This is a genomic window from Pseudomonas fluorescens, assembly GCF_001307275.1.
Lineage (GTDB): Bacteria > Pseudomonadota > Gammaproteobacteria > Pseudomonadales > Pseudomonadaceae > Aquipseudomonas > Aquipseudomonas fluorescens_AA.
Genome location: NZ_CP012831.1, coordinates 5,333,884 through 5,359,957, shown reverse-complemented (window position 1 = coordinate 5,359,957; position 26,074 = coordinate 5,333,884). Strand labels below are relative to the sequence as shown.

Here is a 26,074-nt window from a genome sequence, read left to right as displayed (position 1 = left end):
ATCCAGAACCTTGCACCGGCCTTTTCCGGCACGATCTTCAGCGTGCGCCCATCTAGGCCCCGGACGGTTTGATCTGAATCAAAGGCAGGGCAATCGACGGACGGATACGCGGGCACTGATCCAGATCAGAATCGATCGCCGTGGCGGGCGTAGAACACTATCGAATGCGTAGCTTTTTATCGCACGCACGTGTACATCCGAGGGAGGATCGCACCATGCTCACTGTCAAAGACCACAACGAACGCGCCGCTGCCCTGTATGCCAGCATCAGTGGCAAACACTGGATCCAGGCACTCAAGGACGGCCGGCATGTCTTGATCCGCCCGCTCAGGGAGCAGGATCGCCAGCGCGAATACGACTTCATCATGCGTCTGTCACCGGAGTCCCGGCACATGCGCTTTCTGGCGCAGATCAATGAGCCGGGCGCGGCGCTGCTCGATAATTTGATGGACGTCGACTGCAAGACGCGCATGGCCTACATCGCCCTGGTCCATGACAACGGCGAGTTGATCGAGATCGGGGTCAGTCGCTATTGCGCGACCCAGGAACACGAATGCGAGTGCGCGGTGACGGTCGCCGACCCTTGGCAACACCTGGGGCTGGGGACATTGCTGATGGAGCACCTGATCGACACCGCGCGTAAAAATGGCTACCGCCAGATGTACTCCGTCGATGCGGCCAGCAATGCCTCGATGCGGGATTTGGCCCATAGCCTGGGTTTTGAAACCCACAGCGATCCCGACGACACCCGGCAGGTCATCCACCGGCTCTACCTTTAGCTCCGGACGCTGCGCGAGGTCTTGGTATGGCCTCGCACAGCGTTGATCCCGTCACGCTTGCGGCTTGATCGCCAACACGCTGCAGGGCGCCCGTTGCAGCAGTAACTCGGCGGTGGTGCCCAGGCGCCTGTCCAGGCCACGATGCGCCGTGGTGCCCATGACGATGACATCGACCTGGTGATCGGCGGCGAACGTGCAAATGCTGTTCAGCGGCGCTCCTTCGATGAAGTGGCGCTGCTGCGGTGCGACCCCATGCCGCTCGGCCAGGGACTCGAACACCTCATGCTGGGCCTGGCCCAACGCTTCATAGAGCCCGGTGGCCAGGGGCAGCGCGCCAATGCCCATGTCCGAGGCGTAGACAGCCGTCCAATCGAAGACGTGCAGCAACTCGACCTGGGCATTACATTGTTCTGCCAGTTTGACCGCGGCGTCGACGATCTGGTCGTTGAACACCAGATCCTGCTCCTCGCTGCGCAGCACATCGACAATCGCCAGGACCCGCCGAGGCCGCGGGTGACGCGAATCCGTGACCAGATGCACCGGCACCGAGCAGTCACGCAGCAAGCGCCAGTCCAGGGGTGTGAAAAACACCCGTTTCATCGCCGGTTCCGGCTGCGCGTCCTTGATGATCAACGCCATCGGCATCTCCTTGACGTATTGCTGCAAGGCTTGGAAGGCATCCTTGCTCCACACCACCTCGCAGGTCACCTCGACGCCGTGCCGGCGCGCCAGTTCGGCCTGTTGCCACAACCAATGCCGATGGGTTTCCAGATAACCCTCACGCGCTTGCTTGACCTGTTCCGGGGCGAACAGACCGGCCACCGAGAGCAACTCCAGGTAGTCGAACGCCACAATATGCAGGGGCAGGTCCAGCGCCAGGGCCAACTCGGTGGCGCGGTCGAACGCCGGCGTACGGATCATGGCGTCAGGCGCCAATAACAACAAACGTTGAGTCTGGGACATGGAACACCTCGGCACGTGGCGACAGCCACTTAAAGGATTGAGGTTTCCAGAATGGACGCCTGCCCGAGACAGGACTTGATCTTCATCAAACAGCCATCATTCAGGCTGACAAACTCGGGAGCAACAGCCCTGCCCACATCGCCAGTGTGACCAGCACCTGGCCGGGAATCACATACCCGGCGAACCTTCGCCCGCCACTGAGCCAGGCGACGACGCATTTGCTCAGGGAGTTGCTGCTCAGCGCCATCAGCACCGGTACGGCGACGCCGTCGGAGGGCAACAACCCGCCCTTGGCCAGGGACGCGATGGAGGCCGTCGAGGCATGGGCGTCGAGCAACCCGCTGAAAATCGCGGTGACGGTCACCCCGGCCTGGCCAAACGCATCGAGCATCGCCGACGAGAGGACGGTGATACCGGTCATTGCCAGAACCATGGTCAACGCCAGCTTGAGGCTGAAGGCACCGCCGTGTTTGATGGGTTCATCGGCCCGCGCCCTTGGACGGGGAAACATCAGCAGGCCGGCGTAGAGCAATACCATCAGCATCCCGCACACCAACGGCCCCCACATCCAACGCAGCAGCACGGGGTCCACGGCTGCGAGAATCAGGCTCATTTGAACCACCGTCGCCAGGTTGGATAATACCGCCGCGGCGCTCACCACCTTGAGATTGATCGGCTCTTTGACCGCGATACCGCCCATGGTCGCGACAGTCGCCGTGGCAGAAGCAAACCCCGAGGCAATCGCACTGAGGGCATAGCCATAGCGGGTCCCCAGGGTTCGAACCGCGACATGCCCCAGCGCACCCACCGCCATCAGCATGACGGTGAGGGTGCACAGGTTGCGCAGGTTGATTGCGTCATAAGGCCCGAGGAATCGATCCGGTGCCAGCGGGAGCACGACCAGCGCGGCGATCAACAGCACCAGGCCATCGCGCAGCTCGGTGGCCGTCAATTGGTTGCGGGCAAAATGGTGCAACGTCTGGCGGCTGGCGAGCAGCCCGGCAATCACTACGCCAATCGCCGTCGCCAGGCCCGGGGCGCTCGCACAGAGCGCACCCAGTGCCAGTACCGCGAACAACGCCACCTCGCTGGTAATCCCCGGGTCCTTGTCGAGATTTCGCCAATAGGCCACGGTCACCAATGCGCCCAGGGCAAGGGTCATGCCCCCCAGCAACAAGGGACCGCCCGCCTGGATCGCCAGGTAGCCGAGCACGGACGTGATGGCGAAGGTGCGCAGGCCGGCGAAGTCGCGCCTGTCGCCCTCGCCTTTGCGCCGTTCGCGCTCAAGCCCCACCAGCAGGCCGATTCCCAGCGCGGCGGCGGCATTGGCGAAAGCCAGGGTTTCAGTCATGGTCACGGCTCTCTGGCGCTGCCTGCGGTTGTCACTCAATCCAGAGGCCCGAGCCGACTGCGCTCGGGCCCTGGGGCGACTGATCATGCTCAAACATAGCGCGATTGCCGCGCCGTTGCCGCCTTCAACGCAACGCTTTGAAGCGTGTTTGATGCAAATCAAGTTACCGGGCGCCATGACGCTCATGATCGATGACAGACACCACGCCGCGCGAAACGTCGCCCGGCGCCAACAGGTCCTTGCCCGGGAGGTTTGTCATGTCTACGCAATCACGCTTGATGCTGGTCGTCTCGCCACTGATGGAACACAGCCCGGCGTTCGACCGGGCCGCCGCACTGGCCAGGGCCGAAGGCGCGGCGCTGCATATTGTCGCGTTTGACTACCTCGAAGGCCTGGCCACGGCGGGCCTGGTAAACGAACAAGCACTGGAGCAGATGCGCCTGGGCTACATCGAGCGCCATCGGCAGTGGCTGGAGGAACAGGCCAGGCCCCTGCGCAACCTCGGCATCGAGGTCACGACAGAAGTGACGTGGGTCGAGCGCCCCTTGCAGGAAATCCTGGTCCACCTCAAGGAAGCGCCGATGGCTGCGCTGATCAAGTCGGTGGACCCTGAGTCATGGTTTTCCCGACTGATGTTCACACCGCTGGACGTGCACCTGCTGCGCGAATGCGCAGTTCCATTGCACTTCGTCAACAAGGTCGCCCACGCTCGTCCGCGCAAGATCCTGGCCGCCATCGACCCGTTCCATCAGGACGGACACTACGAAGGCCTCAATGACCGTATCCTGAGCGAAGCCAACAAGTTGGCCACCCGCTGCGACGCGACGCTGGAAGTCATCTACGCCTATGACCTTTCGTCCATTACCGCCGCCGAATACGGTTTCGGCAACGGTTCGATGTTCTTCTCCTCGACCCTGGCCCGCCAGCTCTACGAATCCCAGGGCGCCGCCTTCGATGCACTGGCCGAACGCAATGGCATCGCCCCGGACCAGCGACGCATGATCATGGGTGACCCGGCCAAGGTGTTGGCGAGCTACGCCGCATCCCATGACATTGACGTCATCGTCATGGGGCGCGTGCGCTACGGCAGCCTGGACAAGCTGATCGGCAGCACAGTGGAAAGCCTGCTGTACAAAATGCCCTGCAGCCTGTGGGTGATTGCGCCGCAGCGAATTGGCTGAGGTGCAGTTGCGCAGATGACCCGCAGAACAACCGCACCGTACCCACAGGAGCGCGGCTGATGAACCGACCGAGCAACATACCTGCGGCGCACCCGACAACGCCCTCGCAGGGCCTGGCCTGGTACACGTTGCCCGCCGCACAGGCACTCAAACACCTGGGTGTCGATGAGCAAGCCGGGCTGGACATCGCCGAAGCCCAGGCCCGGCTTGAGCGTACGGGTTTCAACCGGTTGCCAGCGTCAGCCCGGCGGCCAGCGTGGCAGCGATTTCTGCTGCAATTTCATAACATCCTGATTTATGTACTGCTCGGTTGCGCTGCAATCACCGCAACGCTGCAACACCTGTGGGACACGGTGGTCATTCTTGCCGTCGTGGTGGTCAATGCGATCATTGGCTATGTCCAGGAAGGCAAGGCCGAGCAGGCCATGGATGCCATCCGCAACATGCTGGCGCCCCGCGCAACGGTGATACGTGCCGGCGAACGCCTGGGCATCGCAGGCGAGGAACTGGTACCCGGCGATATCGTCTTGCTGGAGGCTGGCGACAAAGTCCCGGCGGATCTGCGCCTGCTGCATGCCAATCGGCTCCAGGTCCAGGAAGCCATCCTGACCGGAGAATCCGCACCGGCTGAAAAAAATACCGAACCGGTGCGCATCGAAGCAGCCCTGGCTGATCGTGCCTGCATGGCCTTCAGTGGCACCCTGGTGACCTGCGGCCAAGCAACAGGGGTCGTCGTCGCCACCGCAACCTCGACTGAAATCGGGCGCATCAGCAACCTGCTGTCGGCAGTGAAGCCGCTGACGACGCCCCTGATACAGCAAATGGACGTCTTCGCCCGCTGGCTGACGCTATTGATTTTGCTGATCGCCGGTCTGCTACTCGCTTATGGCCACTTTGTCGGGCATTACGTCTTCACCGAGATATTCATGGTCGTGGTGGGCATGTCGGTCGCGGCCATACCCGAGGGGTTGCCCGCCGTACTCACCATCACCCTGGCGGTGGGCGTGCGGGCAATGGCCCATCGCAACGCCATCGTTCGGCACCTGCCGGCCATCGAAACCCTGGGCTCGGTATCGGTCATCTGCACGGACAAGACCGGCACCCTCACCCGTAACGAGATGATGGTGGCATCCGTCGTCACCAGTGACCTGACCTTCACGGTCGACGGGGTCGGCTATCAGCCTTCGGGCAACATGAACCTTGCCGATCAGTTGATCGACACCTCTCACCACCCGGTGCTGGCCGAACTCGGGCGCGCGACCAGCCTTTGCAATGACGCGAGCTTGAGGCAGCACGAAGACGCCTGGAAGGTCGAAGGAGACCCCATGGAAGGTGCATTGCTGGTGTTTTGCGCCAAGGCCGGTATCAACGGTGAAGAGGAACGCGGCACTTGGGCGCGCACCGATGCCATTCCGTTCGACGCTAAACACCGCTTCATGGCAACGCTGCATCACAACCATGACCGACAAGCCGCGATTTATGTCAAAGGCGCGCCGGAGCAGGTTTTGACCATGTGCACATGCCAGCGTAGCAGCACGGGGGCAACGGCCCCGCTCGATACCGACTATTGGCACGCGCAGGCCAATGCCATCGCCCGCAAAGGCCAACGCGTGTTGGCGCTCGCCGTCAGGTCCGTCCCACCCGAACACGCCATCCTGGAATTTGCCGATGTGCAAGGGACACTGACCTTGCTTGGCCTGGTCGGGATGATCGACCCGCCCCGCCCGGAAACGATCCAGGCGATCAAGCAATGCCAGGCGGCCGGCATTGTCGTGAAAATGATCACAGGGGACCACGCCGGCACCGCCTGCGCCATCGCTGATCAGATCGGCCTGGACAACCCCGACAAGGTACTGACGGGCATTGACCTGGATGCAATGAACGATGCAACCCTCAGGGAATCGCTCAAGCAAGTGAACATCTTCGCGCGTACCAGCCCCGAACATAAGCTCCGGCTGGTGACGTTGCTGCAACTCAACGGCATGACCGTGGCCATGACCGGCGACGGCGTCAACGACGCGCCAGCGCTCAAGCGCGCAGATGCCGGCATCGCCATGGGCGGCAAAGGCAGTGAAGCAGCCAAGGAAGCCGCGGACCTGGTACTGGCGGACGATAACTTCGCCTCTATCGTCGCCGCTGTGCGTGAAGGCCGCACGGTCTATGACAACATCAAGAAAGTGCTGAGCTGGACGTTACCCACCAACGCGGGCGAGACAATGACCCTGATTGTCGCGCTGCTGTTTGGCCTTACATTGCCAGTCACGGCGATACAGATCCTGTGGATCAACCTGATTACCGCTATCACGCTGGGTATCGCGCTGGCGTTCGAACCGACCGAAGACAACACCATGCGCAGGCCACCGCGCTCACGACAGGAGCCGTTGATCAGCGGCGCATTGGTCTGGCATATGGTGCTCGTTTCCATTCTGTTCCTGTGCGGTGTCTACGGCATCTTTACCTATGCCCTGGACCGAGGCTACTCCGTCGAACTGGCCCGCACCCTGGCAGTGAACACCTTGGTCGTGATGGAAATTTTCCACCTGTTCTTTATCCGCAATCTCTACGGCACGTCACTGACCTGGAAGGGCCTTCGGGGTACGAAGGTTGTGTGGGCGACCATCGCGGTGGTGACCGTCGCTCAATTCGCCATCACCTACGCGCCGCCGCTGCAAACCGTGTTCGCCACCCAAGCGGTGCCCTTCATGGATGGACTGCTGATCATCGCGGTGGGCATTGCGCTGTTCGCCATCATCGAAATTGAAAAACAGCTTCGACTGCGTTTAAGCGAGTCCGATCGTCAACCGTGACGATCACTCCCCTACCCACCCCGCCAGGACCTGAACCATGAACGCATCCAGACTCGCCGCCCTCGCCCTGACCGCGGTGCTTTTCCCCACGCCTACCTTTGCCCAGCAGGCCACCGACGCCGCCAATCCGACGCCGCCATCAATGAGCATTGAACAATTTGATCAGCAGATGGCGAAAGCCCAGGAAAACCTGAAGAAGATGCAGGAGCAAATGAGCCTGATCCAGAAAACCACCGATCCGGCGCAACGCCAGAAGCTCATGCAAGATCACCAGGCCATGATGCAGCAAAGCATGCAGATGATGAATGGGATGATGGGGGGCGGCATGATGGGCGGCCATATGAAGGGACACGGCCCGATGATGGGTTGGAAACAAATGGGCAACCACTATTCCCGGATGACGCCTGAGCAGATGAAGCAACACCAGTACATGATGGACAACTACATGGGCATGCAGCAAATGATGATGGAACAGATGATGCAGCACCAGCAGAACATGGGGACGCCATCTCCCTAGACCGGTCTCCCAGGGCAGCGCCTAACTGGACCGGCCCTTGCGCGTGGGTGCTCACGACTTAGGGCGTGGTCGGCGGGGTGCTTTTCGGGCTGCTCGGCGTGGGCGGTGGTTTCGTCGTGGTTCCGGCGCGCCAACGGTACAGCAATCTGACCACGCAATCGGTGCTCGCCACGTCGCTGACCGTTATCGCTTGGGTTGCCCTGTCAGGGGTGCTGACGAGCTCGGCGACAGGCCACCTGCAATGGCCAATAGCGCTACCCTTTTCCATGGGGGCCATCGTCGGCATGCTCGGCGGGCGCCTGGTCGCTGCCAAGTTGCCGGAACCCATCTGCAAAGATGGCTTCGCCCTTGTGTCGACGCTGGTAGCGGCCGCGCTGCTGGTAAAAGCCCTGGGTTGAATCGCATAGTGGAATATCAACGATTGTGTACCGGAGAACGCTGATGAATCTTGACTGGCTCAACTTTACGCCTTGGTCATCCCTTGCCGGCGGTATGTTGATTGGCTTGGCGGCCAGCCTGTTCGTGGTCGCCAACGGCCGGATCGCCGGCATCAGTGGGCTGATCGGCAGCCTGCTGCAGCGTGGCAGCGAAGGGCTGGGCGAGAAGGCTCTGTTTCTTCTGGGCCTGCTCGTCGCGCCGCTGGTATGGGGCGTGTTTGCCTCCTTGCCACCGATCGAGTTCCAGAACGGCTGGTTCGGCCTCACTGTCGCGGGCCTGTTGGTGGGTGTCGGCACTCGTTACGGTTCGGGCTGCACCAGTGGCCATGGCGTGTGCGGCCTGTCACGCCTGTCACCGCGCTCGATGGTCGCCACCGCGTGTTTCATGCTCAGCGGTTTCGCCACGGTATTTGTCCTGCGTCACGTGATAGGGGTTTGAACATGCGCAAACTGACGGCATTCATCGCCGGCCTGCTCTTTGGCTTCGGGCTGCTCCTGGCAGGCATGGCCAACCCGAACAAAGTATTGGGTTTCCTGGACCTGGCCGGCGCCTGGGATCCGTCCCTGGCGCTGGTGATGATCGGGGCGATTGGCAGCGCGATCGTCCCGCTGGCCTGGGCGCGCCAACAGACTCATTCGCTGCTGGGCAGCCCCATGCAGTTGCCGGTCAAGCGAGAACTGGACCCACGCCTGATCGGTGGCAGCCTGGTGTTCGGTATCGGCTGGGGCATCGCCGGCATCTGCCCTGGCCCCGCCGTGGCCATCCTGCTGACCGGACACTGGCAAGCCTTTGTCTTCATGCTGGCCATGTTGGCGGGCATGTGGTTGTTCACCGTGCTGGAAACCCGGCGTGTCCATTGATCAGGAGATTGCCATGAAAGCCAACATTGGAACCATTGACCGGGGCGCACGCATTGCCGTGGGGCTTGTCCTTATAATTCCGGCCCTGACGGGCTCGATCGGCGCCTGGGGCTGGATTGGCCTGGTGCCACTGGCCACGGGTATCTTTCGCTTCTGTCCGCTCTATTCGTTATTGGGCATCAAGACCTGCAAACGTTGCTGAAGCGCACAACGGCCTTTCTCCTGGAGCGGCCATTGACGTTGCAAGCCCCTCTTGGAGCCTTGCAACGGGCTCCCTCAACCGAAGGATTCGCCGCCATGCCCTGCTCACAGCCCGAGACATTTGACGTAATCATCATCGGTGGCGGCCAAGCGGCCTTGGCGGTGGCCTATTTCCTGCGGCGTACGCCTCTCTCGTTCGTCATCCTCGACGCCCAGGAAGAACCCGGTGGTGCCTGGCGGCATGGCTGGAACTCGCTGCGACTCTTTTCCCCGGCTACATGGAGTTCGATCCCCGGCTGGATGATGCCCCCCACACAGAATGGCTATCCGTCGCGAGACCACGTGATCGACTACCTCACGCAGTACGAACAGCGCTATCGATTTCCCGTGGTGCGACCGGTACAGGTCACGCGTGTGGAACGCACAGCAACGGGTTTGCGGGTACACACCCCCGAGAAGCACTGGGACGCCCGGGTCGTGGTCAGCGCAACGGGCACCTGGAGCAACCCCTACATCCCTCGTTACCCTGATGCCGCCTTGTTCGCTGGGCAGCAATTGCATTCGGCGGACTATGTCGAGGCATCCCCGTTCGCTGGCAAGAAGGTCCTGGTTGTAGGCGGTGGCAATTCAGGCGCGCAGATTCTGGCCGAGGTGTCGAAAATCGCCGAGACCACTTGGGTCACCCCCATCGAACCACTGTTCCTTCCTGACGAGGTCGATGGGCGCGTGTTGTTCGAGCGCGCCACCGAGCGCTGGAAGGCCCAGCAGGAAGGTCGCGTCATTGATCAACCCGTGGGAGGGTTGGGTGACATCGTCATGGTGCCGCCGGTGGTCGAGGCCCGTGAACGCAACGTCCTTCAGGCCGTCAGGCCTTTCGAGCGCTTTACCCGCAACGGCGTGATCTGGGCCGACGGCCGCGAATCAGCCGTGGACGTGGTGATCTGGTGCACCGGATTCAGGCCCGCCCTACAGCATCTGGATGCGCTGGGGGTGCTCAACAACGACGGCCGTGTGGAGGTCGAGGGCACCCGCTCGATACAAGAGCCCAGGCTGTGGCTGGTCGGCTACGGCGAGTGGACGGGGTCGGCGTCCGCCACCCTGATTGGCGTTACACGCACGGCACGCAGCACGGTTGGCGAGATAGTCGACTTTCTCGCCCGGCAATCCATGGCCGATGCGCCTGCTTGAAGCACCGCACGGGATCGGCCACCTGTCATGGCAGCGGAAAATCGCTTAGAAGCGCCCTATTTCCAAGGTCGCGCACAGCCCACCCTCGGTGCGATTCTCCAGGCGTATGTGCCCTCCCAGACGATCCGCGATGGTGCGTACGATCGTCAGCCCCAACCCCGCCCCTTGGTCATTGCCGCGGCTGTAGAACCGCTCGAAGAGCCGCTCACGCTCGGCCTCGTCTATACCCGGCCCCTGGTCTTCGACAGACAGCTCGTAGTGATCGCCCTTCCTGGCCAGGCGTACGGTGATCGTGCCGTTGGCCGGAGAAAAATTGGCCGCGTTGGTCACCAGGTTGTTCAAGGCGATATCGATGGCCACCGGGTCGATTCGAACCGGACCGATGTCATCGCTGACATCCAGCACCGGCTCGAGCCCCTTGCTCAACAACCAGGGCGTCATTTGCACCAGGCTCGCCCGAACCGTGGCGGCCAGGTCGATGACCGCAGGCGTCGGAACGCCTGCCTGCGGTTCAAGCCGTGCCATGGTGAGCAATTGGTTGACCAGGCGCGTGGTGCGGTCGACCCCGGCAATCAGGTGTTCCAGGGACTCGCGACGGCTTTGCTCGCTCCCCGCCTCCATCAGATTCTGTGCATGCACCCGCAGTACGGCCAAGGGCGTACGCATTTCATGGGCGGCGTCGGCGATGAAACGCCGCTCACGGCCCATCACCTCCTGGATCTGCGCCAAGACACGGTTGAGTGCCGCCTGCATGGGCTCAAGCTCGGTAGGAAGCGGCATCATTTGCAAGGGCTCCAGGGAACCGGGATGCCTGGCGCGCAACTTAGCCGCCATGTCGACCAGGGGCTTGAGCCCCCAGCCGATGGCCAGCCAGATCACGGCGGCAAGCACCACGCTGCCGATCAGGTTGGGCACGACGGTGTGACGAACAATGCGGTCGACCAGGTCGGCACGCACGTCGTCGCGCTCGCCCACCCAGATCTTCAACCCGTATTGCGCGTCGTCCAGGACGAACGCCCGCCACTTACGGTTCTTCTGGTCCACGATCTCGCTGAAACCGGGCGCAACCGGGGGTGAGGTGAACGACGGTGCGCTGGTGGTATGAACCAGCACCGAACCTTGTGAGTTCCAGACCTGGAAAGCGATCTTGCTTTCATAGGGATGACCGTCGACTTTAGGCACCGCCTGCCCCAACGCCGAATTGAACGCCTGATACAGTTCGGCGTGTTCCTTGCTCGCCATCGGCATGCGCATCACACCCTGCAGCAGCCGGGCATTCTGCGCCAATTGGGCATCGTAGACCTCGGCGATTTCGTGGTTGCTGTCATGCAGGTTGAATACCGTGATGATCAACAGGCCAAGAAACAAGAGGCCGAGGATCAACGTGAGGGTACGCCGCCGGATCGAACTCATCAGCGCTCCTCCACCAGGTAACCGACACCGCGAATGGTGCGGATCAGGTCGGTGGAGAATTTCTTGCGCAGGTGATGGATATGCACTTCCAGCGTGTTGCTCTCGGCCTCCTCGCTCCAACCGTAGAGCAACTGCATCAAATGATCGCGAGTCATGACGCGGCCCGGCGGCGAGAGCAGTTCATGGAGCAACTGATACTCCTTGGGCGTCAGGGCCACCGGCTTGCCCTGGTAACTGACTTGCTGGGTGCCGGGGTTCAGGCTGATACCGGCATGTTCGATCAACGCTTGGGCGCGGCCGGCGCTGCGGCGCAGCAGGGCCCGTAGCCGGGCCTTGAGTTCCGCCAGGTCGAAGGGTTTGACCAGATAGTCGTCAGCCCCGGCGTCCAACCCGGCGATGCGATCCTCGGTGGCATCGCGGGCGGTGAGGATCAGCACCGGCAGGTTGGAACCACTGTCACGCAAGCGCCGCAACACCTGCAGGCCGTCCATGCGTGGCAAGCCAAGGTCAAGCACCGCCAGGTCGAAAGTCTCACTGAGCAGCGAATGCAAGGCGCTGCTGCCGTCCTGCAACCAGTCGACGGTATAGCCTTCGCGACTCAAGGCCTGATGGATGCCCTCCCCCAAGGCCACGTCATCTTCGATCAGTAATAAACGCACACGCGCTCCTGTCAGTTCAGTTGCTTGTTCACATCCACCAGTAACGCGTCGATCTCCTTGCGGCGCCCGGCATCGGCCGTTTCCCGACCCGGCCGCGGCGCTGCCTGCAAGGCTTTTTGCAGCGCTGCCTTGGCTTCGCTGTAGCGTTTCTGACGGTAGAGGTGATCGCCCCAAAAGTACAGGCTGTCGATGCCGTTCGGGTTGAGTTGCAACGCCTGCTGGAGCAATTGCTCGGCCTTGTCCGAATCGCCGAAACCCAGGGGCCAGCCCGGCACCCGGTCGTAGAGTGCGCCGAGGCTGGTGTAGGCCGAGCCTTGCAGGGCCTTGGGGTCCAGGGTCAGGGCTTTTTCCAGGTCGCCCTTGGCGTCCTTGACCTTGCCCAGCGCACCGAGCCCACCCTTGGCACCGGCCCAACTGCTGTTGACGATACCGGACCAGATCCATGCTTCGGCCACCGATTGGCGCTCCTGCTTGAATGCCGAGGCCTGGGTCGCGAGTTTTTCGAACGCGTCGGCGCGTTGGCCTTCTGGCAATTCATATTGAATGTGGGCCCAGCGCTGCTGGATGTCGCTGAGACGTTGCTGGTCGGCCGCCTCCAATGCCCAGACGCTTTGGCTCAGGGTGCCGATCAATAGGCAAGCAAGGATTTTTTTCATGGCTTGAGGTGCTCGTTTTCAGGTTTGCGACTGAGGCGACGGACCAGTGGCAATTGCTTGCGCAGACCCCGATCCACCAAGTTGGGAAGCAGGCTGTTGAGGCCGACGAAAAAGCGTTCAGGCCAGCCCAGATACAGCTCGCGCCGGTCGCCGATAATCGCGTGGATCACCGCCGCCGCCACGGTTTGCGGGTCGTCGACGTTGGCCTTGAGGGCCTGGTTGAGCGCGTCGGCTGCCGGGCTGTTCATCGAGGTTCGGGTGGCCCGGGGCGCCACGTAGAGCACTCCGATACGGGTGTCGGCCAACTCCCGGCGCAAGGCTTCGGAAAAACCGCGCAAGGCAAACTTGCTGGCGCAGTAACTGGCGTAGCCCGGGTAGCCGATTGATCCGTAGGTCGAACCGACGTTCACCACCATCGCGCTGTCGGCCTGCTTGAGCAGCGGCAACAGTATTTTGGTCAGGCAGATCGGCGCGCTGATGTTCAGCGCCAGCATGGCGTTGATCTCGCTGTCGTCGAGTTGTTCGAGCATGGCGAAGTGGTTCACGCCCGCGGCATTGATCAGCAGGTTGATGCCTCCCTGGGCCTCGGCGGCGACCAGCACTTTGCGTCGGTCGGCGAGGAAGGTCAGGTCGGCTTCGACCCAGCTCAAGTGCTGCGGATAACGCTCCAGCAACGGCTGCAAGGCTTCGCGATGCCTGGCGACGGCCAGCACCCGCGCGCCACTGGCGCACAGGGCAGCGGCGATGGCCTGGCCGATTCCACCGCTGGCGCCCGTCAGCACGACACGCGCATCACACAGGCGCATGTTCAGGCTCCCCGTCACGCGGCAGGCCCCGGAACATGTCGGTGTACAACCGGTACACCACCTTGGAGGCATGGATCACCGCAGCCTGGTCCGCCGGATCGTCCAGGCGGTTCATCAGCCCGCGATAGGTCTGCATATGCTCGATGTCCAGCGATCCATGGGAGCTGAGGTAACTGAACGCCGTGGGCGGCAATTCCAGGCGCTGGCGGATACTGTCGGCGGCATGGGTCGCCAGGGCGATACTGGTGCCCTCCAGCACATTGACCATGCCGAACAGGCCAACCGGGTTGCCTCGGGCGATCAAGTCATAGAGGTAACTGACCATCAGCTCGATGGGTAACGAAGGCTGGCCATTGCGCACCGCTTCCTTATCGCCACCGCACACGGCAATGTCATCCAGCACCCATTGCTCATGGCCGTACTCTTCGTCGATGTATTCGCACACGGCCTTGCGCAGCCATTCCAGGTGCGTTGGCAGGCGCGCCCCGCACGCCATCATCAACGGCACCGTATGGCGCACGTGGTAATACGCCTGGATCAGGAAGCCCCGGTAACTGGCCAGGCTGACCTGGCCGTCGAGGGCGTCACGAATGATCGGCAGATTGAACAGGGTCTGGCGCTCTTGCTGGGTGGCTTCTTGCAACGTGTCAAAAAAACTCATGATGGGGATTCCTCGGACAAGACGGGTGAAGTGAGCTGCGCCCGGTAATGCTCGACGATGGCTTCCCGGCGTGGCCGGCCATTGGCGGTGAGCATGCCGTTGGCAGCGCTGAAGGGTTGGTCCAGGCGCGTCCAGTGATGGACCCGCGCGTAGTCGGGCAGCGTGTCGTTGGCCTTGGCCACGGCCAGCTCCAGCGTTTGATCCGTGCAGTCGGCCCGGGCGGGCCAGAGCAGTGCATGGTTGTGCGGCATGGCTTCGCCATAGACAAAGGCCTGGGCAATGTCACCGCCCTGGGTGAGTTCGGCTTCAACCCATTCGGGGTTCACGTTGCGACCGAAACTGGTCACGAACTGATGCTTCTTGCGACCGCGCAGGTAAAGGAAACCGTCCTCGTCGAACTCACCCAGGTCGCCACTGGGCCACCACTCGCTGGCGTGCGCAGGCTCCCCCAGGTAACCGAGCAGCGTCGAGCCCTTGATCAGGACTTCGCCGTCATCGGCCAAGCGGATCTCCACATGGGGCAGTGGCTGGCCGACACTGCCGGCACGATGAGCCTGTGGCCGATTGAGGCACACCACCGAAGCGCATTCCGACAGCCCATAGCCTTCAAACACCGGCAGGCCAACACGCTGGGCCCGCTGCAACAAATCGTGGGACACCCGTGCCCCGCCGACGGCGGCGAATCGCACGATGTGCGGGTTGAACAGCTTCTGTTCGGCGGCCGTGACCAACATCAGCAGCAGCTGCGGAACCAGGATCAGGCTCTGCGCCCGACGCTCGGCCAGGCATCCCAGCAGGCGCGTCGGGTCGACCCCGCTGGCGCCCTGGATGCCAAGCGTCCTCTGGCTGGGCAGGCTCAGCATGGCACCGGCATACAACGCCGCGTAGCAGCCAAGGTTTTCCAGCAGAATCGCCAGGGGCAACAATGCCAAGTGATGCCTGGCCTCGACCGGTTGGCTGGCCTGTTCCAGTTCACGGGCCACCCGCAACAGGCTGTCGGCGCTCAGGCAGACGCCTTTGGGCGTGCCGGTGGTTCCGGACGTGAAGGTCAGCTTGGCGGTGCCTGCCGGCAGACGACTCGGCCCGTCGAAATGCCGCCGCCAGAACTCGCCACTGTGCTGGTATCCGGCGGCTTGCAGTTCCGTTTCGAACGCAGGCTCGGCAATCACCCGCTCGGCCTGGCTCTGCTCCAGGCAGTGGCGACGTTGTGCCTGGCTGAAAAAACCGGGCAGGATGACGCAGGCCAGCCCTTCGAACAGCGCGGCAAGGTCCCAGAGCATCGCTTCGATGCCGTTGTCCAGGGCCAGGGCGACAACGCTGATGTGTTCATCGCGCAGGCGTTGCTGGCGGTACACCACTTCGGAATAAAGCGTTGCGTAGTCGAGCTGCGAACCGTCGCCCCACAGCGCAATAGCGTGACCCCTGCGCTCGGCATGCCCACGCAGGGTGCGTTTGAACCGTTCCATTTCAGGCGACATGGCTGGTTTCTCCGAGGTCCGTCGGCAGTCCCAAGCGATTGAACACGCCGGTATTGCGCAGGTGAACGAAACCGGCGCGGATGTTTCCGACATGAACCCACGGCTGGCTTTCGTAGTAACGCCCCCAGAGGTGACGCTCCTCGCCAAGGCGCTGCGGATCGGCCGGACACAGGGTCACGGGCTTGAGACCCAGGCGATGGAAGCTGTTGACCAGGCCGATATTGCCAGTGAACGCAACCCATTCCAGGCCGCCCATGGCCAACAGATAAGTGATCGCGATGATGCTCAGCCGGGCGCTGCCCGTGTCACTGGCGGCCAGATTGCCGACTTCGACGATACCGGCGCGATCCACCGGACGGTCGGCGGCGGCGCTGATCAAAGGCTCGATGGGGCTGTCCAGATAATGTTCGAGGAACAGCGGCCCCTGGGCGGCCCGGCGCACGCCAGCCGCTGCGCAGAGCGTGCCGTGGACATCGTCGAGCCCGAACAGCTCCGGCATGAAGTGACGAATATCGGCACCGTGGACCTGGCGAAAACGCTGCTGGATGAACGCCTCGAACTCAGCTCGCCGGGCTTGTCCCGGCAACGCCCGGTGCAAGTGCCGAACCGGCGGGCCGGCATCACCGAAGGCCAGCGGCAAGTGGATGTTCCAGTCAAAATCGGGCATGGCGCAACGTTCTCCCTCGGGCTATTGGGGAGAAGTATCGAGGCCGTTTCTTAACGAAGTCTGAAGATGGGAAGTTTGCGTACGCTTGAGAAATAGTCCGATCAAACACGGGCTGCCTTTGTTTGTTTTTCCGTAGTACAGTAGGCAAAACCCGATAAATATCCACCTTTAGATGACCTGAAGTGCCAGGCCCGACGTCAATGGACCCGCACTCCCCGTCATCCTTCTACCGCGGCGGTAATTGCATGATCGACATCACCGAAGTCTCCATTGCCCAACTGCGCGCCGCGCTGGAATCGGGCCAGACCACAGCGGTAGCCCTTGTCCAGGCCTACCTCGCCAGGATCGATGCCTACGACGGCCCCGACACTCCCACGGCCCTCAACGCGGTGGTGGTGCGCAACCCGGATGCGCTGAAGGAAGCGCAGGCTTCCGATGCCCGTCGGGCCAGTGGCCAGACCCTCGGCCCACTCGACGGCATTCCCTATACGGCCAAGGACAGTTATCTGGTCAAGGGGCTCACCGCCGCCTCCGGAAGCCCGGCGTTCAAGGACCTGGTGGCCTATCGCGATGCGTTCACCATCGAACGGCTGCGCGCCGCCGGGGCCATCTGCCTGGGCAAGACCAACATGCCGCCCATGGCCAATGGCGGGATGCAGCGCGGGGTGTATGGCCGGGCGGAAAGTCCGTACAACGGCGACTACCTCACCGCGCCCTTTGCCTCCGGCTCCTCGAACGGTGCGGGCACGGCAACCGCCGCCAGTTTCGCCGCGTTTGGCCTTGCCGAGGAAACCTGGTCGAGCGGACGCGGTCCGGCGTCGAACAACGGCCTGTGCGCCTACACGCCGTCGCGCGGGGTGATTTCGGTGCGGGGCAATTGGCCGTTGACGCCGACGATGGACGTCGTCGTGCCCTTCGCCAGGACCATGGCCGACCTGCTCGAAGTGCTGGACGTGGTGGTCGCCGAGGACCCGGACACCCGTGGCGACCTGTGGCGGTTGCAACCCTGGGTGCCGATTCCGAGCGTCGAGTCGGTTCGTCCTGCCTCGTATCCGAGCCTTGCCAGCAACCCGGGGGCGCTGGCCGGCATTCGGTTCGGCGTGCCACGGATGTACATCAATGCGGACCCTGAAGCCGGCACCGCCGAGGCCCCCGGCATCGGCGGCCCGACGGGGCAGCGAATCGTCACCCGTGCCTCGGTGATCGACCTTTGGGAGCAAGCCCGCCAGGCCCTGGAAGCTTGCGGCGCCGAAGTGGTCGAGGTGGATTTCCCGCTGGTGTCCAATTGCGAGGGCGACCGTCCCGGCGCACCGACGGTGTTCACCCGCGGCCTGGTTTCCAAGGAGTTCCTGCACCATGAGTTGTGGGATCTATCGGCCTGGGCATTCGATGACTTCCTGCGGGCCAACGGTGATCCGAAATTGAATCGCCTGGCCGATGTCGACGGACCGAAGATCTTCCCCCACGACCCGGGCACCCTGCCCAACCGGGAGGACGATCTGGCCGCCGGCATGGACGAGTATGTGAAGATGGCCCAGCGCGGCATTACGCCCTGGGACCAGATCCCGACGCTGCCCGACGGGTTGCGGGGGCTTGAAGCGACACGCCGGATCGACCTGGAAGACTGGATGGAGCGGCTGGGCCTGGACGCGGTGATCCTCCCGACCGTCGCCGACGTCGGGCCGGCGGATGCGGATATCAATCCGGAATCTGCCGATATCGCCTGGAGCAACGGGGTCTGGGTCGCCAACGGCAACCTCGCCATCCGCCACCTGGGCGTACCCACGGTCACCGTGCCAATGGGCGTCATGGCGGACATCGGCATGCCCGTCGGGCTGACATTCGCCGGGCGTGCCTATGACGATTCGAGGCTGTTGCAACTGGCGTCGGCGTTCGAGTCGATTGGCTCCAAGCGCCGGGTCCCGCCTCGGACACCGCCATTGTCGGCTTGACCCGGTCCTTAGGGCTGCTGCGCAGCCCGGCGGGAGCAAGCTCCCTCGCCACAAAAGCGCACAGGTGCAATACCTGAGGGCCATTTTGGCGAGGGTGGCGTTTGCCCCCTCACCCAGCCGAACATGCAACCGTGGCGAGGGAGCTTGCTCCCGCTGGGCTGCGCAGCGGCCCCGATTCCATGCCTACAGCCGGAAATACTGCTGCATGGCACGGGCCAGCAGGCTCACGGCTTCATCGCCGCGTGACGCCTGGGCTCGCATGAACACCACCTCATGCTCCGCGATCACCGGCAGGCCTTCGAGGATCCGCATGGCAGCCGTCACCCGTCCACGGTCGATCAGGCTGATCGCCAACCCGGCCTCCACGCAGGCCTTGACGGCCTGGTTGGAGGGGCTTTCCAGGACGATGCGGGTCTTGCGCCCGCTTTGCCTGAGGGACTCCAGCATCGCTTGCCGATAAGGGCATTGCGCCGCATGCACCGCCAGCGGCAGCGGCTCCATCGAAGCCGCTATCGTGTGGGCCGGCCCGACCCAGACCGGCGTGGTGGACACCAGCACTTGCACCTCTGCATTCGCCTGCCCCTTCGGCTGGGCAATAACTGCCGCCTGGAGCTTGCCGCGCTGCACCAGGTCGCGTAGCGCATAGCTTGGCGCGGTCTTGAGCTCCAGCACCACGTTGGGCCACGCGGCGGCGAAGGTCGGGAGGATGTCGCGGATCACATGGTCTGCGTACTCATCCGGCACCCCCAAGGTGATACGTCCCGCCAAACGGGTTCCGTGCAGGTCGGCCAGCACCCGATCATGGGTGCTCAACAACTCCGTCGTCGCCACGAGCAAACGCTGGCCCAACGCGGTGAGGGATACCGATTGATTGTCCCGGTTGAGCAAGCGCCCGCCAGCGACCGCTTCCAAACGCTGGATATGCACGCTGACCGCCGCCGGGCTTTTGTGCAGGTGGTCCGCCGCCGCACTGAATTTACCGATCCGCGCCACCGCATGAAAAGTACGTATCAAGTCGATATCGAGTATGGCCGTCATGATTCAATCTTCGTGAACAACTGATGCATTACATTTTGATTTATTAGATTAGCCGGGTTTCGTAGCCTGTGGTCATGAACCCGAATAAATCGCTGACCTGCACTTCCCTGCCCCGGCCAGCCTGGTACTGGCTGATTCCATTGCCGTTACTCGAAGCGGCATTGCTGGTGTCGTGGAGCTCGGGCTTCGTCGGCGCACGCTTTTCCATCGATTACGCGCCGGCCCTGCTGGTGGTCTTCTGGCGGTGTGTCGTGGTCACGCTCGTCCTGTTTCCCTTCGTCGCCAGGTCGCTACGCCGGACCTCGCCCGTCGCACTATTGAAGAATGCCGGCATCGGACTGCTGGCGATGGCAGGCTACCTGGGCGGTATCACCCAAGGCATTGCCCTGGGTGTGCCGGCGGGCCTGGCCGCGCTGGTCGCCGACCTGCTGCCGATGGGCCTGGCGCTGCTCGCCGCAGGCGTACTCCGGCAACGACTGGCCTGGCAGGTCTGGGTGGGGCTGCTCATCGGCCTGCTCGGCGTCACGCTGGTGACCCAGGGCGCACTGGCGTGGGGCAATGCGCCCTTGTGGGCCTATGGCCTGCCGTTGCTTGGCATGCTCTCGCTCGCCGTCGCGACCCTGTGGCAAAAACACTTACCCGCCGAACAATCGCTGGGCCTGCTGCCCAACCTCTGGCTGCAATGTTGCGTGTCGGGCCTGGCCTTCGCCCTGGTCGAGGGCGCCCATGGCAGCCTGGCCCCGCTGTCCAGCACAGGCTTCGCACTGAGCGTCTTGTGGACCGCGGGCCTGTCGACCATGGGCGGCTACGGCCTCTACTGGTTGTGCCTGCGCCGCGCGACCGCCACCCGCGTCGCCAGTGTCCTGTACCTCAGCCCGCCCATTACGATGCTCTGGGCCTGGGCCATGTTCAACGAACCGCTTTCCTGGCAGATGATGGTGGGGATGACGGTGTCCGGGATCGGCATCTGGCTGGTCGTCGGCACCGAAGCCCGGCAGGCTGCAAGTTCAAGATAGCAAGATCGGTCGAGCGCATTGTGCTCGCCGGCCTCATGCTGGTGGCCTTTACTGGGAAAGACCATGACCGACACAAAAAAGCATTACCAATCCCGCATGCGCAAGGTCCTCGATTACATCGACCTGCACCTTGATGACTGCCTGGATCTGGATACGTTGAGTGGCGTTGCGGCTTTTTCGAAATACCATTTTCACCGGCAGTTCATCGCGACGTTCAGCTTGCCCTTGAATCGCTACGTCCAACTCGCGCGCCTGAAACGCGCCTCCTACAAACTGGCGTTTCGCGAACATGAAACGATTACGCAGATCGCCATGGACACTGGTTACGCAGCACCCGACGCCTTTGCCCGCGTATTTCGACAACGGGTGGGACAACCGCCTTCGAATTTCCGCAAGTCTCCCGACTGGCAGCGCTGGAGCACCCTTTTCACGCCATTGCACACTGCGAGGAACCGCCTCATGCCCACGCCCTATCAGCCCAGTGACGTACAGATCCGTACGGTTCCCGCGACCCCCGTCGCCATCATGGAGCACCGAGGCGATCCCTCGACGCTCGGTACGACCCTCCAACGCTTCATTGCCTGGCGGCGAAGTGTCGGCCTGATCCCCTCGATCAGCCCGACGTTCAATGTATTTCACTCCGACCCGCGCACGACGCCGCCGCAAGACTACCGCCTGGATTTATGCGCGGGGACGGGCCGACCTGTCGTGCCGAACGGAGAAACGATCAAGGCTGGCAGTATTCCCGCCGGACGTTGTGCAGTGCTGCGGGTCGAAGGGGGCGCCGACAACCTCGAGCCCGCCGCGCTGTACCTGTACAGGGACTGGTTGCCGGCCAGCGGTGAGGAGCCAGGAGATTTCCCCCTCTACTGCCAGCGTATTACGTTCTTTCCGGACGTTGCGGAGAACCAAGCCATTACCGAGCTCTTTCTGCCACTCAGGTGATCGTCTAGTGGGTAATGCCAGTCAGAGATCAAACGGCACAAAACCTGTGGGAGCAAAGCTAGCTCGCGATAGCGGCAGACCCGTCAATGGGTTGTCGACTGGCTCACCCCAATCGCGAGCAAGCTTTGCTCCCACGGGTATGAGGCTTAACTGACTGGCACTATCGTCCAGTGAGCGCTTTTTTCCTGTCTAACCGATGTACGAGTAAACGGCAAAATCGAACCCATTGAATGGAAAGGAAGCAACTTCTTTCATACCCATTTTCAAATGCGCACGGAGCGAGGGTTGATTGTCCTTGCGTATGAAAAGAATACCTTCACGCCCCCGCTCGAGCCGCCGGAGCTCCGCGAACATTCGCTGGGCCAAACCCTTGCCACGTTCCGCCTCGCCCACGCAAATCGGGCCATAGACATAGGCATCCGGCGTTCCATGATAAGCGGCGAACATCGCCTGTACGATCGGTAAGTCAGCATTCATCGCCCGCGTGGTAGTCATCAGGAAACCGGTGATACGACCCTCTCGACGCGCAACAATCAGAGGCATTTCCTGCATCATCGCTGCCACACGGGCCCTTGGCAGGCTCGCAGAAAGCGAGCCGCCGCGGGCCATCTGATTCGCGGCCTGAAGCACCAGGATCCCGTCCAGATCAGCCTCATTGGCTCTGCCGACATCGGTTTCATGATTCGTCATTCGAGGTATCTCTGCTGGCTAGTTAAATGACTACTCCTACCGTGCCTGCCAAGAGATTAGTACAGGTCAACAATTACAGGATTTATACCTCGACAACGCAGCCTCAACCCATAGGCAACACCAATACATTGCATTGCATATCGGTCTTGGACGCTATAGCTAAAGCGGCAGATGATGGCTTCAACCAAGCGACATCAACCCGATCCAAACTGATAGGAGCTACGCCATGCAACAGTCCCACGCCTACAACGACATCAGCCTGGCCCTGACCACCGAAGTGCTGGATGCCAAGGCACGCAAGCACCTGTCCTGGCAGGACTTGGCCGATGGCACCGGCCTGAGCCTTGCCTACGTCACCGCCGCCCTGCTCGGCCAGCATCCATTGCCGGAACACGCGGCCAAGGTGATTGGCGAGAAGCTCGACCTGACCGCTGACTTGGTCGCCCGCCTGCAGATCATTCCCCTGCGCGGCAGCCTCGCTGGCGTGCCGACCGATCCGACGATCTATCGCTTCTACGAAATGATCCAGATCTACGGCACCACCCTCAAGGCCCTGGTTCATGAGCAGTTCGGCGACGGCATCATCAGCGCGATCAACTTCAAGCTCGACATCAAGAAAGTCGAAGACCCTGAAGGCGGCTCGCGTGCGGTGATCACACTGGACGGCAAGTTCCTGCCCCTGCGTCCGTTCTGATCGTCCCGCTGGCCCCAGGCGAACCTGGGGCTTCGCTGCAAACAACTTATCGCTGATTTGAACTCACTACTCTTGCGTGGAGCATGACTCATGAAAAAATTCCTGTTTCTGGCCCTGTCGCTGACCGCCTCGCTGTCGGCCCATGCCCAACCATCCACCACACCTGCGGACGTCGTTCCCTATGCCTACGGCATGCATCTGGACATCGCCCAGGTGTTGGACATCACCACGCCCGCCGATGTCTGCGGGCCGACGCCAGTGCAAATGACCTATCGCGATTCCCAAGGTGAAACCCACATTCTTGAATACAGCCTGATCGGCAACGGCTGCACGAACTGATAACACCCTATTCATTGGAGGCAAGCAGCATGAAAGCGCTGATCGAAGGTTTCCTGAAGTTCCAGCAAGAGGTCTTTCCACAACGCACGGACCTGTTCAAACACCTGGCCACCACGCAACACCCGGGCACGTTGTTCATCACCTGCTCCGACAGCCGTGTTGTGCCGGAACTGCTGACCCAGCAAGAACCCGGCGAACTGTTCGTGATCCGCAATGCCGGCAACATCGTGCCGTCCTATAGCCCGCACCCAGGCGGTGTTTCCGCGACGGTGGAATATGCCGTCGCGGTGCTGGGCGTGAGGGATATCGTGATCTGTGGTCATTCCGATTGCGGTGCCATGACCGCCGTCGCCAAATGCGCCTGCATGAATCACCTGCCGGCGGTCAGCGGTTGGCTGCAACACGCCGAGTCGGCACGGGTCATCAATGAGTCACGGCCTCACGTCGATGACGCGGCGAAAGTCAGTTCGATGGTGCGTGAAAACGTCATCGCCCAATTGGCGAACATCCAGACGCACCCGAGTGTGCGGCTGGCCCAGGAGAAGGGCTTGCTCAACCTGCACGGCTGGGTCTATGACATCGAGACCGGCTCCATCGACGCCCTGGACGCCGACAATCGCCGCTTCAGGTCCTTGGCGGACAACCCCCAGGCGTGTGCCGTACCGGCCCGGACGGCGACTGCCGCGTGAGGGTCGCTGCCTGGTCTAGGGCAGTTGCCCACCTCGATCACGGTGGCGAGGGAGCTTGCTCCCGCTGGGCTGCGCAGCGGCCCCAAAGCCATCCACCCCGTGCAACAGTGTCTCCACGAAAGCCACGGACGCCGCGCTGTGATAGTTGTTCTTGCGCCGCAACAGCGAAGCTCCACGCCGGGGCGCCGCGTCCTGCAGCGCCAGCTTGCGCAGTGCGCGCTCCTGGGTGGCGATGGGCTCCGGAAGAATGGTGGCGACGGCCGAATGCCCGATCACTTCCAGCAACGTGCTGACCGAATTGACCTCAATGCTCACCTTGGGCGTGATCCGAGCCTGGACGAAGTAGTCGTCGATGCACGTACGGGTGGCAAAGTCCGGGCTCAACAAGGCGAACTCCAGTCGCCCGACCTGCTCAGCCGTCAGCGCGGCCTGGCAGTCATACAACGGGTGATTGCGCCCCACCATCAGCCCCAGGGTTTCGGTGAACGCCGGGATCGATTCGATATCGGCGCTCCTGACCTGATCGAATGCGATGGCGATGTCTAACGTGTCATTCGCCAAGCCCTCCTCGATATCAACCATCGACAACTCGAAGATTTGCAGATGGATATTCGGGTATCGCGCTCGATAGTCACGCACCAGCGGCCCGACCAGGTAAGCCATGAACGTCGGGGTCATGGCCAGCCTCAAGCTGCCGCGGGACAGGTCCTTGACGTCGTGCAGCGCGCGCTTGCCGGCGGCCAGCTCCACCAGCACCCGCCGGGCGCATTCGATATAGGCCGCCCCGGCATCCGTGGGCCTGACCGTGCGAGACGTGCGGTCGAACAGACTCACGCCAAGAGTTTCTTCCAGTTGCCGGATCTGTTGCGACAGGGTCGGCTGCGACACGTGCAGCACCTCGGCGGCACGCGTGAAACCGCCGTGGTCAGCAACCGCCAACAGATAGCGCAAGTGACGTAGCAACATCGGAACCACCACCTGGAGCTTGAGTAATTGCGATGCATTGTATAGGGGACATGTCGCGTCCACATCCGCCACGGGCTCAGCGTTGCGTTTAGCGGGTCGGCGTCAACCTCAGCACCCGCATCACAAAAGCGCTCGCCTTCGCCAGCATGGCGCCGCTCGTACTCGGCTGGCACAGGACGTTCGAAACGGGTGCTGCAGACTCGCTGGCCAGGGCGCCCATCAACTGGGGCAACAGGAATCCGCTTTCGTATTCTGGGTGAATCGCAACAGAGGTGTCCGACCAAGGGTTGCCGGTGCAGGTGACGTCGATCATGGGAAATCTCCTGGAGGATGGAGAGCACTGCGACGGCCCGAAACGGTCGATCGCTTCTGGGATCAGTTTCACTGGCGAACAGTTTTTAGAGAATGCCCAGGAATCTGATGACTTGATTGCGCCATCTGAAACAATCGCCCCGGGCAGCCAAAAAAGCCCCGGTATCGTTGCAATGCTGTTCACTTAAGGCTGTCGACAAACCCGTGGCGAGGGGGCTTGCTCCCGCTGGGCCGCGAAGCGGCCCCAAAACCTGTCAAATGCGGAGCATCAGATACACCGCACCCACCGGTTTACGACTGCTTCGCAGCCGAGCGGGAGCAAGCTCTCTCGCCACAGGTCCATCATCTTTCTTAAATGAACAGCATTGCGGTGTCGTTGAGGGAACCGGGGCTTGGGACCGGCTATGAGTCACGCCGGTTTTTTCAGCGTGTCATACGCTTCAAGCGAGCGCAGCGAGTAGATGTAGGCAGCCCCCGCATTCAACGAAATCGCAGTGGCCAGGGCCGCTGCGACCTCTTCACGGCTCGCCCCCGCCTTGATCGCCGCATCCGTGTGGGCGGCGATACAGCCGTCGCAACGGGTGGTCACGGCGATGGCGATCGAGATCAGCTCGCGGGTCTTGGCATCGAGCACGTTGTTTTCGCTGGCGGCTTCCCCGAGCGCCATATAGGCCTTGACCATTTTCGGGTTGCTGCGGCCCAGCGCGCCAAACGCTTTCTGAATGGTGGGCAACAATTCGGACCAGTTATTGAACATGGCATTAACTCCTGAGTGGGTTGGGTGTACTGTTTTGACGCCCTCAGTTTT

At 62.3% G+C, this 26,074-nt stretch carries 30 protein-coding genes; 16 read left to right on the top strand and 14 right to left on the bottom strand.

The annotated features are described in order from the left end of the window. Nucleotides 1-215: 215 nt before the first annotated feature. Entirely contained in the window at nucleotides 216-779 is a 564-nt protein-coding gene (locus tag AO356_RS23930) for a GNAT family N-acetyltransferase (RefSeq protein ID WP_060741866.1), read from the top strand. A 51-nt stretch (nucleotides 780-830) separates the two neighbouring features. On the opposite strand, the gene AO356_RS23925 is transcribed toward AO356_RS23930, so the two are convergent. Together AO356_RS23925 and AO356_RS23920 are read right to left on the bottom strand one after the other, a co-directional pair. After that, on the bottom strand, nucleotides 831-1,742 hold the full coding sequence (locus AO356_RS23925; protein ID WP_060741865.1) for a universal stress protein: 912 nt from the start codon (nucleotides 1,740-1,742) through the stop codon (nucleotides 831-833). Between the two features lie 100 nt (nucleotides 1,743-1,842). Continuing rightward, nucleotides 1,843-3,093 carry an MgtC/SapB family protein gene (locus AO356_RS23920; protein WP_060741864.1) on the bottom strand — a complete coding sequence of 417 codons (1,251 nt, stop codon included), beginning with the start codon at nucleotides 3,091-3,093 and terminating at the stop codon, nucleotides 1,843-1,845. Between the two features lie 257 nt (nucleotides 3,094-3,350). On the opposite strand from AO356_RS23920, the gene AO356_RS23915 reads away from it, so the two are divergent. From AO356_RS23915 to AO356_RS23880, 8 genes are all read left to right on the top strand, one after another. After that, nucleotides 3,351-4,274: a universal stress protein gene (locus tag AO356_RS23915; protein WP_060741863.1), complete on the top strand. Its 924-nt coding sequence runs from the start codon at nucleotides 3,351-3,353 to the stop codon at nucleotides 4,272-4,274. Between the two features lie 59 nt (nucleotides 4,275-4,333). Next, nucleotides 4,334-7,081, top strand: coding sequence for a cation-transporting P-type ATPase (locus AO356_RS23910; RefSeq protein WP_060741862.1), 2,748 nt, complete (start codon nucleotides 4,334-4,336; stop codon nucleotides 7,079-7,081). Between the two features lie 37 nt (nucleotides 7,082-7,118). After that, nucleotides 7,119-7,598 carry a hypothetical protein gene (locus tag AO356_RS23905; RefSeq protein ID WP_060741861.1) on the top strand — a complete coding sequence of 160 codons (480 nt, stop codon included), beginning with the start codon at nucleotides 7,119-7,121 and terminating at the stop codon, nucleotides 7,596-7,598. A gap of 65 nt (nucleotides 7,599-7,663) precedes the next feature. Beyond that, a complete protein-coding gene (locus AO356_RS23900; RefSeq protein ID WP_305891268.1) occupies nucleotides 7,664-7,996 on the top strand; it encodes a TSUP family transporter in 333 nt (110 codons plus the stop codon). 43 nt (nucleotides 7,997-8,039) lie between these two features. Continuing rightward, nucleotides 8,040-8,474, top strand: coding sequence for a YeeE/YedE family protein (locus AO356_RS23895; protein ID WP_060741860.1), 435 nt, complete (start codon nucleotides 8,040-8,042; stop codon nucleotides 8,472-8,474). A gap of 2 nt (nucleotides 8,475-8,476) precedes the next feature. Next, a complete protein-coding gene (locus AO356_RS23890; RefSeq protein WP_060741859.1) occupies nucleotides 8,477-8,896 on the top strand; it encodes a DUF6691 family protein in 420 nt (139 codons plus the stop codon). A gap of 13 nt (nucleotides 8,897-8,909) precedes the next feature. Next, nucleotides 8,910-9,098, top strand: a complete 189-nt coding sequence (locus AO356_RS23885; protein ID WP_060741858.1) for a YgaP family membrane protein — start codon at nucleotides 8,910-8,912, stop codon at nucleotides 9,096-9,098. 95 nt (nucleotides 9,099-9,193) lie between these two features. After that, on the top strand, nucleotides 9,194-10,285 hold the full coding sequence (locus AO356_RS23880; RefSeq protein WP_060741857.1) for an ArsO family NAD(P)H-dependent flavin-containing monooxygenase: 1,092 nt from the start codon (nucleotides 9,194-9,196) through the stop codon (nucleotides 10,283-10,285). 45 nt (nucleotides 10,286-10,330) lie between these two features. Here AO356_RS23880 and AO356_RS23875 read toward each other — a convergent pair whose 3' ends face one another. The 7 genes from AO356_RS23875 to AO356_RS23845 are packed head-to-tail and all read right to left on the bottom strand — an operon-like array spanning nucleotide 10,331 to nucleotide 16,625. Continuing rightward, complete coding sequence (locus AO356_RS23875; protein ID WP_060741856.1) at nucleotides 10,331-11,698, bottom strand: ATP-binding protein; 1,368 nt, start codon at nucleotides 11,696-11,698, stop codon at nucleotides 10,331-10,333. Beyond that, nucleotides 11,698-12,357 carry a response regulator gene (locus AO356_RS23870; RefSeq protein ID WP_060741855.1) on the bottom strand — a complete coding sequence of 220 codons (660 nt, stop codon included), beginning with the start codon at nucleotides 12,355-12,357 and terminating at the stop codon, nucleotides 11,698-11,700. Before AO356_RS23870 ends, AO356_RS23875 begins: the two co-directional genes overlap by 1 nt. A gap of 11 nt (nucleotides 12,358-12,368) precedes the next feature. Beyond that, entirely contained in the window at nucleotides 12,369-13,013 is a 645-nt protein-coding gene (locus AO356_RS23865; RefSeq protein WP_060741854.1) for a tetratricopeptide repeat protein, read from the bottom strand. Continuing rightward, nucleotides 13,010-13,819 carry an SDR family oxidoreductase gene (locus AO356_RS23860; RefSeq protein WP_060741853.1) on the bottom strand — a complete coding sequence of 270 codons (810 nt, stop codon included), beginning with the start codon at nucleotides 13,817-13,819 and terminating at the stop codon, nucleotides 13,010-13,012. Before AO356_RS23860 ends, AO356_RS23865 begins: the two co-directional genes overlap by 4 nt. Further along, nucleotides 13,806-14,480, bottom strand: coding sequence for a TenA family transcriptional regulator (locus tag AO356_RS23855; RefSeq protein ID WP_060741852.1), 675 nt, complete (start codon nucleotides 14,478-14,480; stop codon nucleotides 13,806-13,808). The genes AO356_RS23860 and AO356_RS23855 overlap by 14 nt, the downstream gene beginning before the upstream one ends. Continuing rightward, the gene (locus AO356_RS23850; RefSeq protein WP_060741851.1) at nucleotides 14,477-15,958 is read right to left on the bottom strand and encodes an AMP-binding protein; all 1,482 of its coding nucleotides are present in this window, start codon (nucleotides 15,956-15,958) and stop codon (nucleotides 14,477-14,479) included. The genes AO356_RS23855 and AO356_RS23850 overlap by 4 nt, the downstream gene beginning before the upstream one ends. Then, on the bottom strand, nucleotides 15,948-16,625 hold the full coding sequence (locus tag AO356_RS23845) for a thermostable hemolysin (protein WP_060741850.1): 678 nt from the start codon (nucleotides 16,623-16,625) through the stop codon (nucleotides 15,948-15,950). Before AO356_RS23845 ends, AO356_RS23850 begins: the two co-directional genes overlap by 11 nt. A 245-nt stretch (nucleotides 16,626-16,870) precedes the next feature. Between AO356_RS23845 and AO356_RS23840 the strand changes: the two genes are divergently transcribed. Further along, nucleotides 16,871-18,577, top strand: a complete 1,707-nt coding sequence (locus AO356_RS23840; RefSeq protein ID WP_060741849.1) for an amidase — start codon at nucleotides 16,871-16,873, stop codon at nucleotides 18,575-18,577. Nucleotides 18,578-18,760: 183 nt separating this feature from the next. On the opposite strand, the gene AO356_RS23835 is transcribed toward AO356_RS23840, so the two are convergent. Continuing rightward, nucleotides 18,761-19,615 carry a LysR family transcriptional regulator gene (locus AO356_RS23835; RefSeq protein ID WP_060741848.1) on the bottom strand — a complete coding sequence of 285 codons (855 nt, stop codon included), beginning with the start codon at nucleotides 19,613-19,615 and terminating at the stop codon, nucleotides 18,761-18,763. Between the two features lie 74 nt (nucleotides 19,616-19,689). On the opposite strand from AO356_RS23835, the gene AO356_RS23830 reads away from it, so the two are divergent. Both AO356_RS23830 and AO356_RS23825 read left to right on the top strand, forming a co-directional pair. Then, nucleotides 19,690-20,631, top strand: a complete 942-nt coding sequence (locus tag AO356_RS23830; RefSeq protein ID WP_060741847.1) for a DMT family transporter — start codon at nucleotides 19,690-19,692, stop codon at nucleotides 20,629-20,631. 63 nt (nucleotides 20,632-20,694) lie between these two features. Continuing rightward, nucleotides 20,695-21,576 (top strand): AraC family transcriptional regulator, encoded by an 882-nt coding sequence (locus AO356_RS23825; RefSeq protein WP_060741846.1) that lies wholly within the window; start codon nucleotides 20,695-20,697, stop codon nucleotides 21,574-21,576. 189 nt (nucleotides 21,577-21,765) lie between these two features. Here AO356_RS23825 and AO356_RS23820 read toward each other — a convergent pair whose 3' ends face one another. Further along, a complete protein-coding gene (locus AO356_RS23820) occupies nucleotides 21,766-22,266 on the bottom strand; it encodes a GNAT family N-acetyltransferase (RefSeq protein WP_192262414.1) in 501 nt (166 codons plus the stop codon). A 226-nt stretch (nucleotides 22,267-22,492) separates the two neighbouring features. On the opposite strand from AO356_RS23820, the gene cynS reads away from it, so the two are divergent. The 3 genes from cynS to AO356_RS23805 all read left to right on the top strand — a co-directional run bounded on the left by cynS (nucleotide 22,493) and on the right by AO356_RS23805 (nucleotide 23,988). Further along, nucleotides 22,493-22,960, top strand: a complete 468-nt coding sequence (gene cynS / locus AO356_RS23815) for a cyanase (protein ID WP_060741845.1) — start codon at nucleotides 22,493-22,495, stop codon at nucleotides 22,958-22,960. 90 nt (nucleotides 22,961-23,050) lie between these two features. After that, a complete protein-coding gene (locus AO356_RS23810; protein WP_060741844.1) occupies nucleotides 23,051-23,299 on the top strand; it encodes a DUF2790 domain-containing protein in 249 nt (82 codons plus the stop codon). A gap of 29 nt (nucleotides 23,300-23,328) precedes the next feature. Further along, nucleotides 23,329-23,988 carry a carbonic anhydrase gene (locus tag AO356_RS23805; RefSeq protein ID WP_060741843.1) on the top strand — a complete coding sequence of 220 codons (660 nt, stop codon included), beginning with the start codon at nucleotides 23,329-23,331 and terminating at the stop codon, nucleotides 23,986-23,988. A gap of 15 nt (nucleotides 23,989-24,003) precedes the next feature. Here the strand turns inward: AO356_RS23805 and cynR are convergent, their stop codons facing one another. Beyond that, nucleotides 24,004-24,954: a transcriptional regulator CynR gene (cynR, locus tag AO356_RS23800; RefSeq protein ID WP_060741842.1), complete on the bottom strand. Its 951-nt coding sequence runs from the start codon at nucleotides 24,952-24,954 to the stop codon at nucleotides 24,004-24,006. Nucleotides 24,955-25,042: 88 nt separating this feature from the next. Beyond that, entirely contained in the window at nucleotides 25,043-25,267 is a 225-nt protein-coding gene (locus AO356_RS23795; RefSeq protein WP_060741841.1) for a hypothetical protein, read from the bottom strand. Between AO356_RS23795 and AO356_RS23790 the strand changes: the two genes are divergently transcribed. Further along, nucleotides 25,266-25,454, top strand: a complete 189-nt coding sequence (locus AO356_RS23790) for a hypothetical protein (protein ID WP_060741840.1) — start codon at nucleotides 25,266-25,268, stop codon at nucleotides 25,452-25,454. The two genes, AO356_RS23795 and AO356_RS23790, sit on opposite strands and share 2 nt — an antisense overlap. Nucleotides 25,455-25,675: 221 nt before the next feature. Here the strand turns inward: AO356_RS23790 and AO356_RS23785 are convergent, their stop codons facing one another. After that, on the bottom strand, nucleotides 25,676-26,023 hold the full coding sequence (locus AO356_RS23785; RefSeq protein WP_060741839.1) for a carboxymuconolactone decarboxylase family protein: 348 nt from the start codon (nucleotides 26,021-26,023) through the stop codon (nucleotides 25,676-25,678). Nucleotides 26,024-26,074 lie beyond the last annotated feature (51 nt).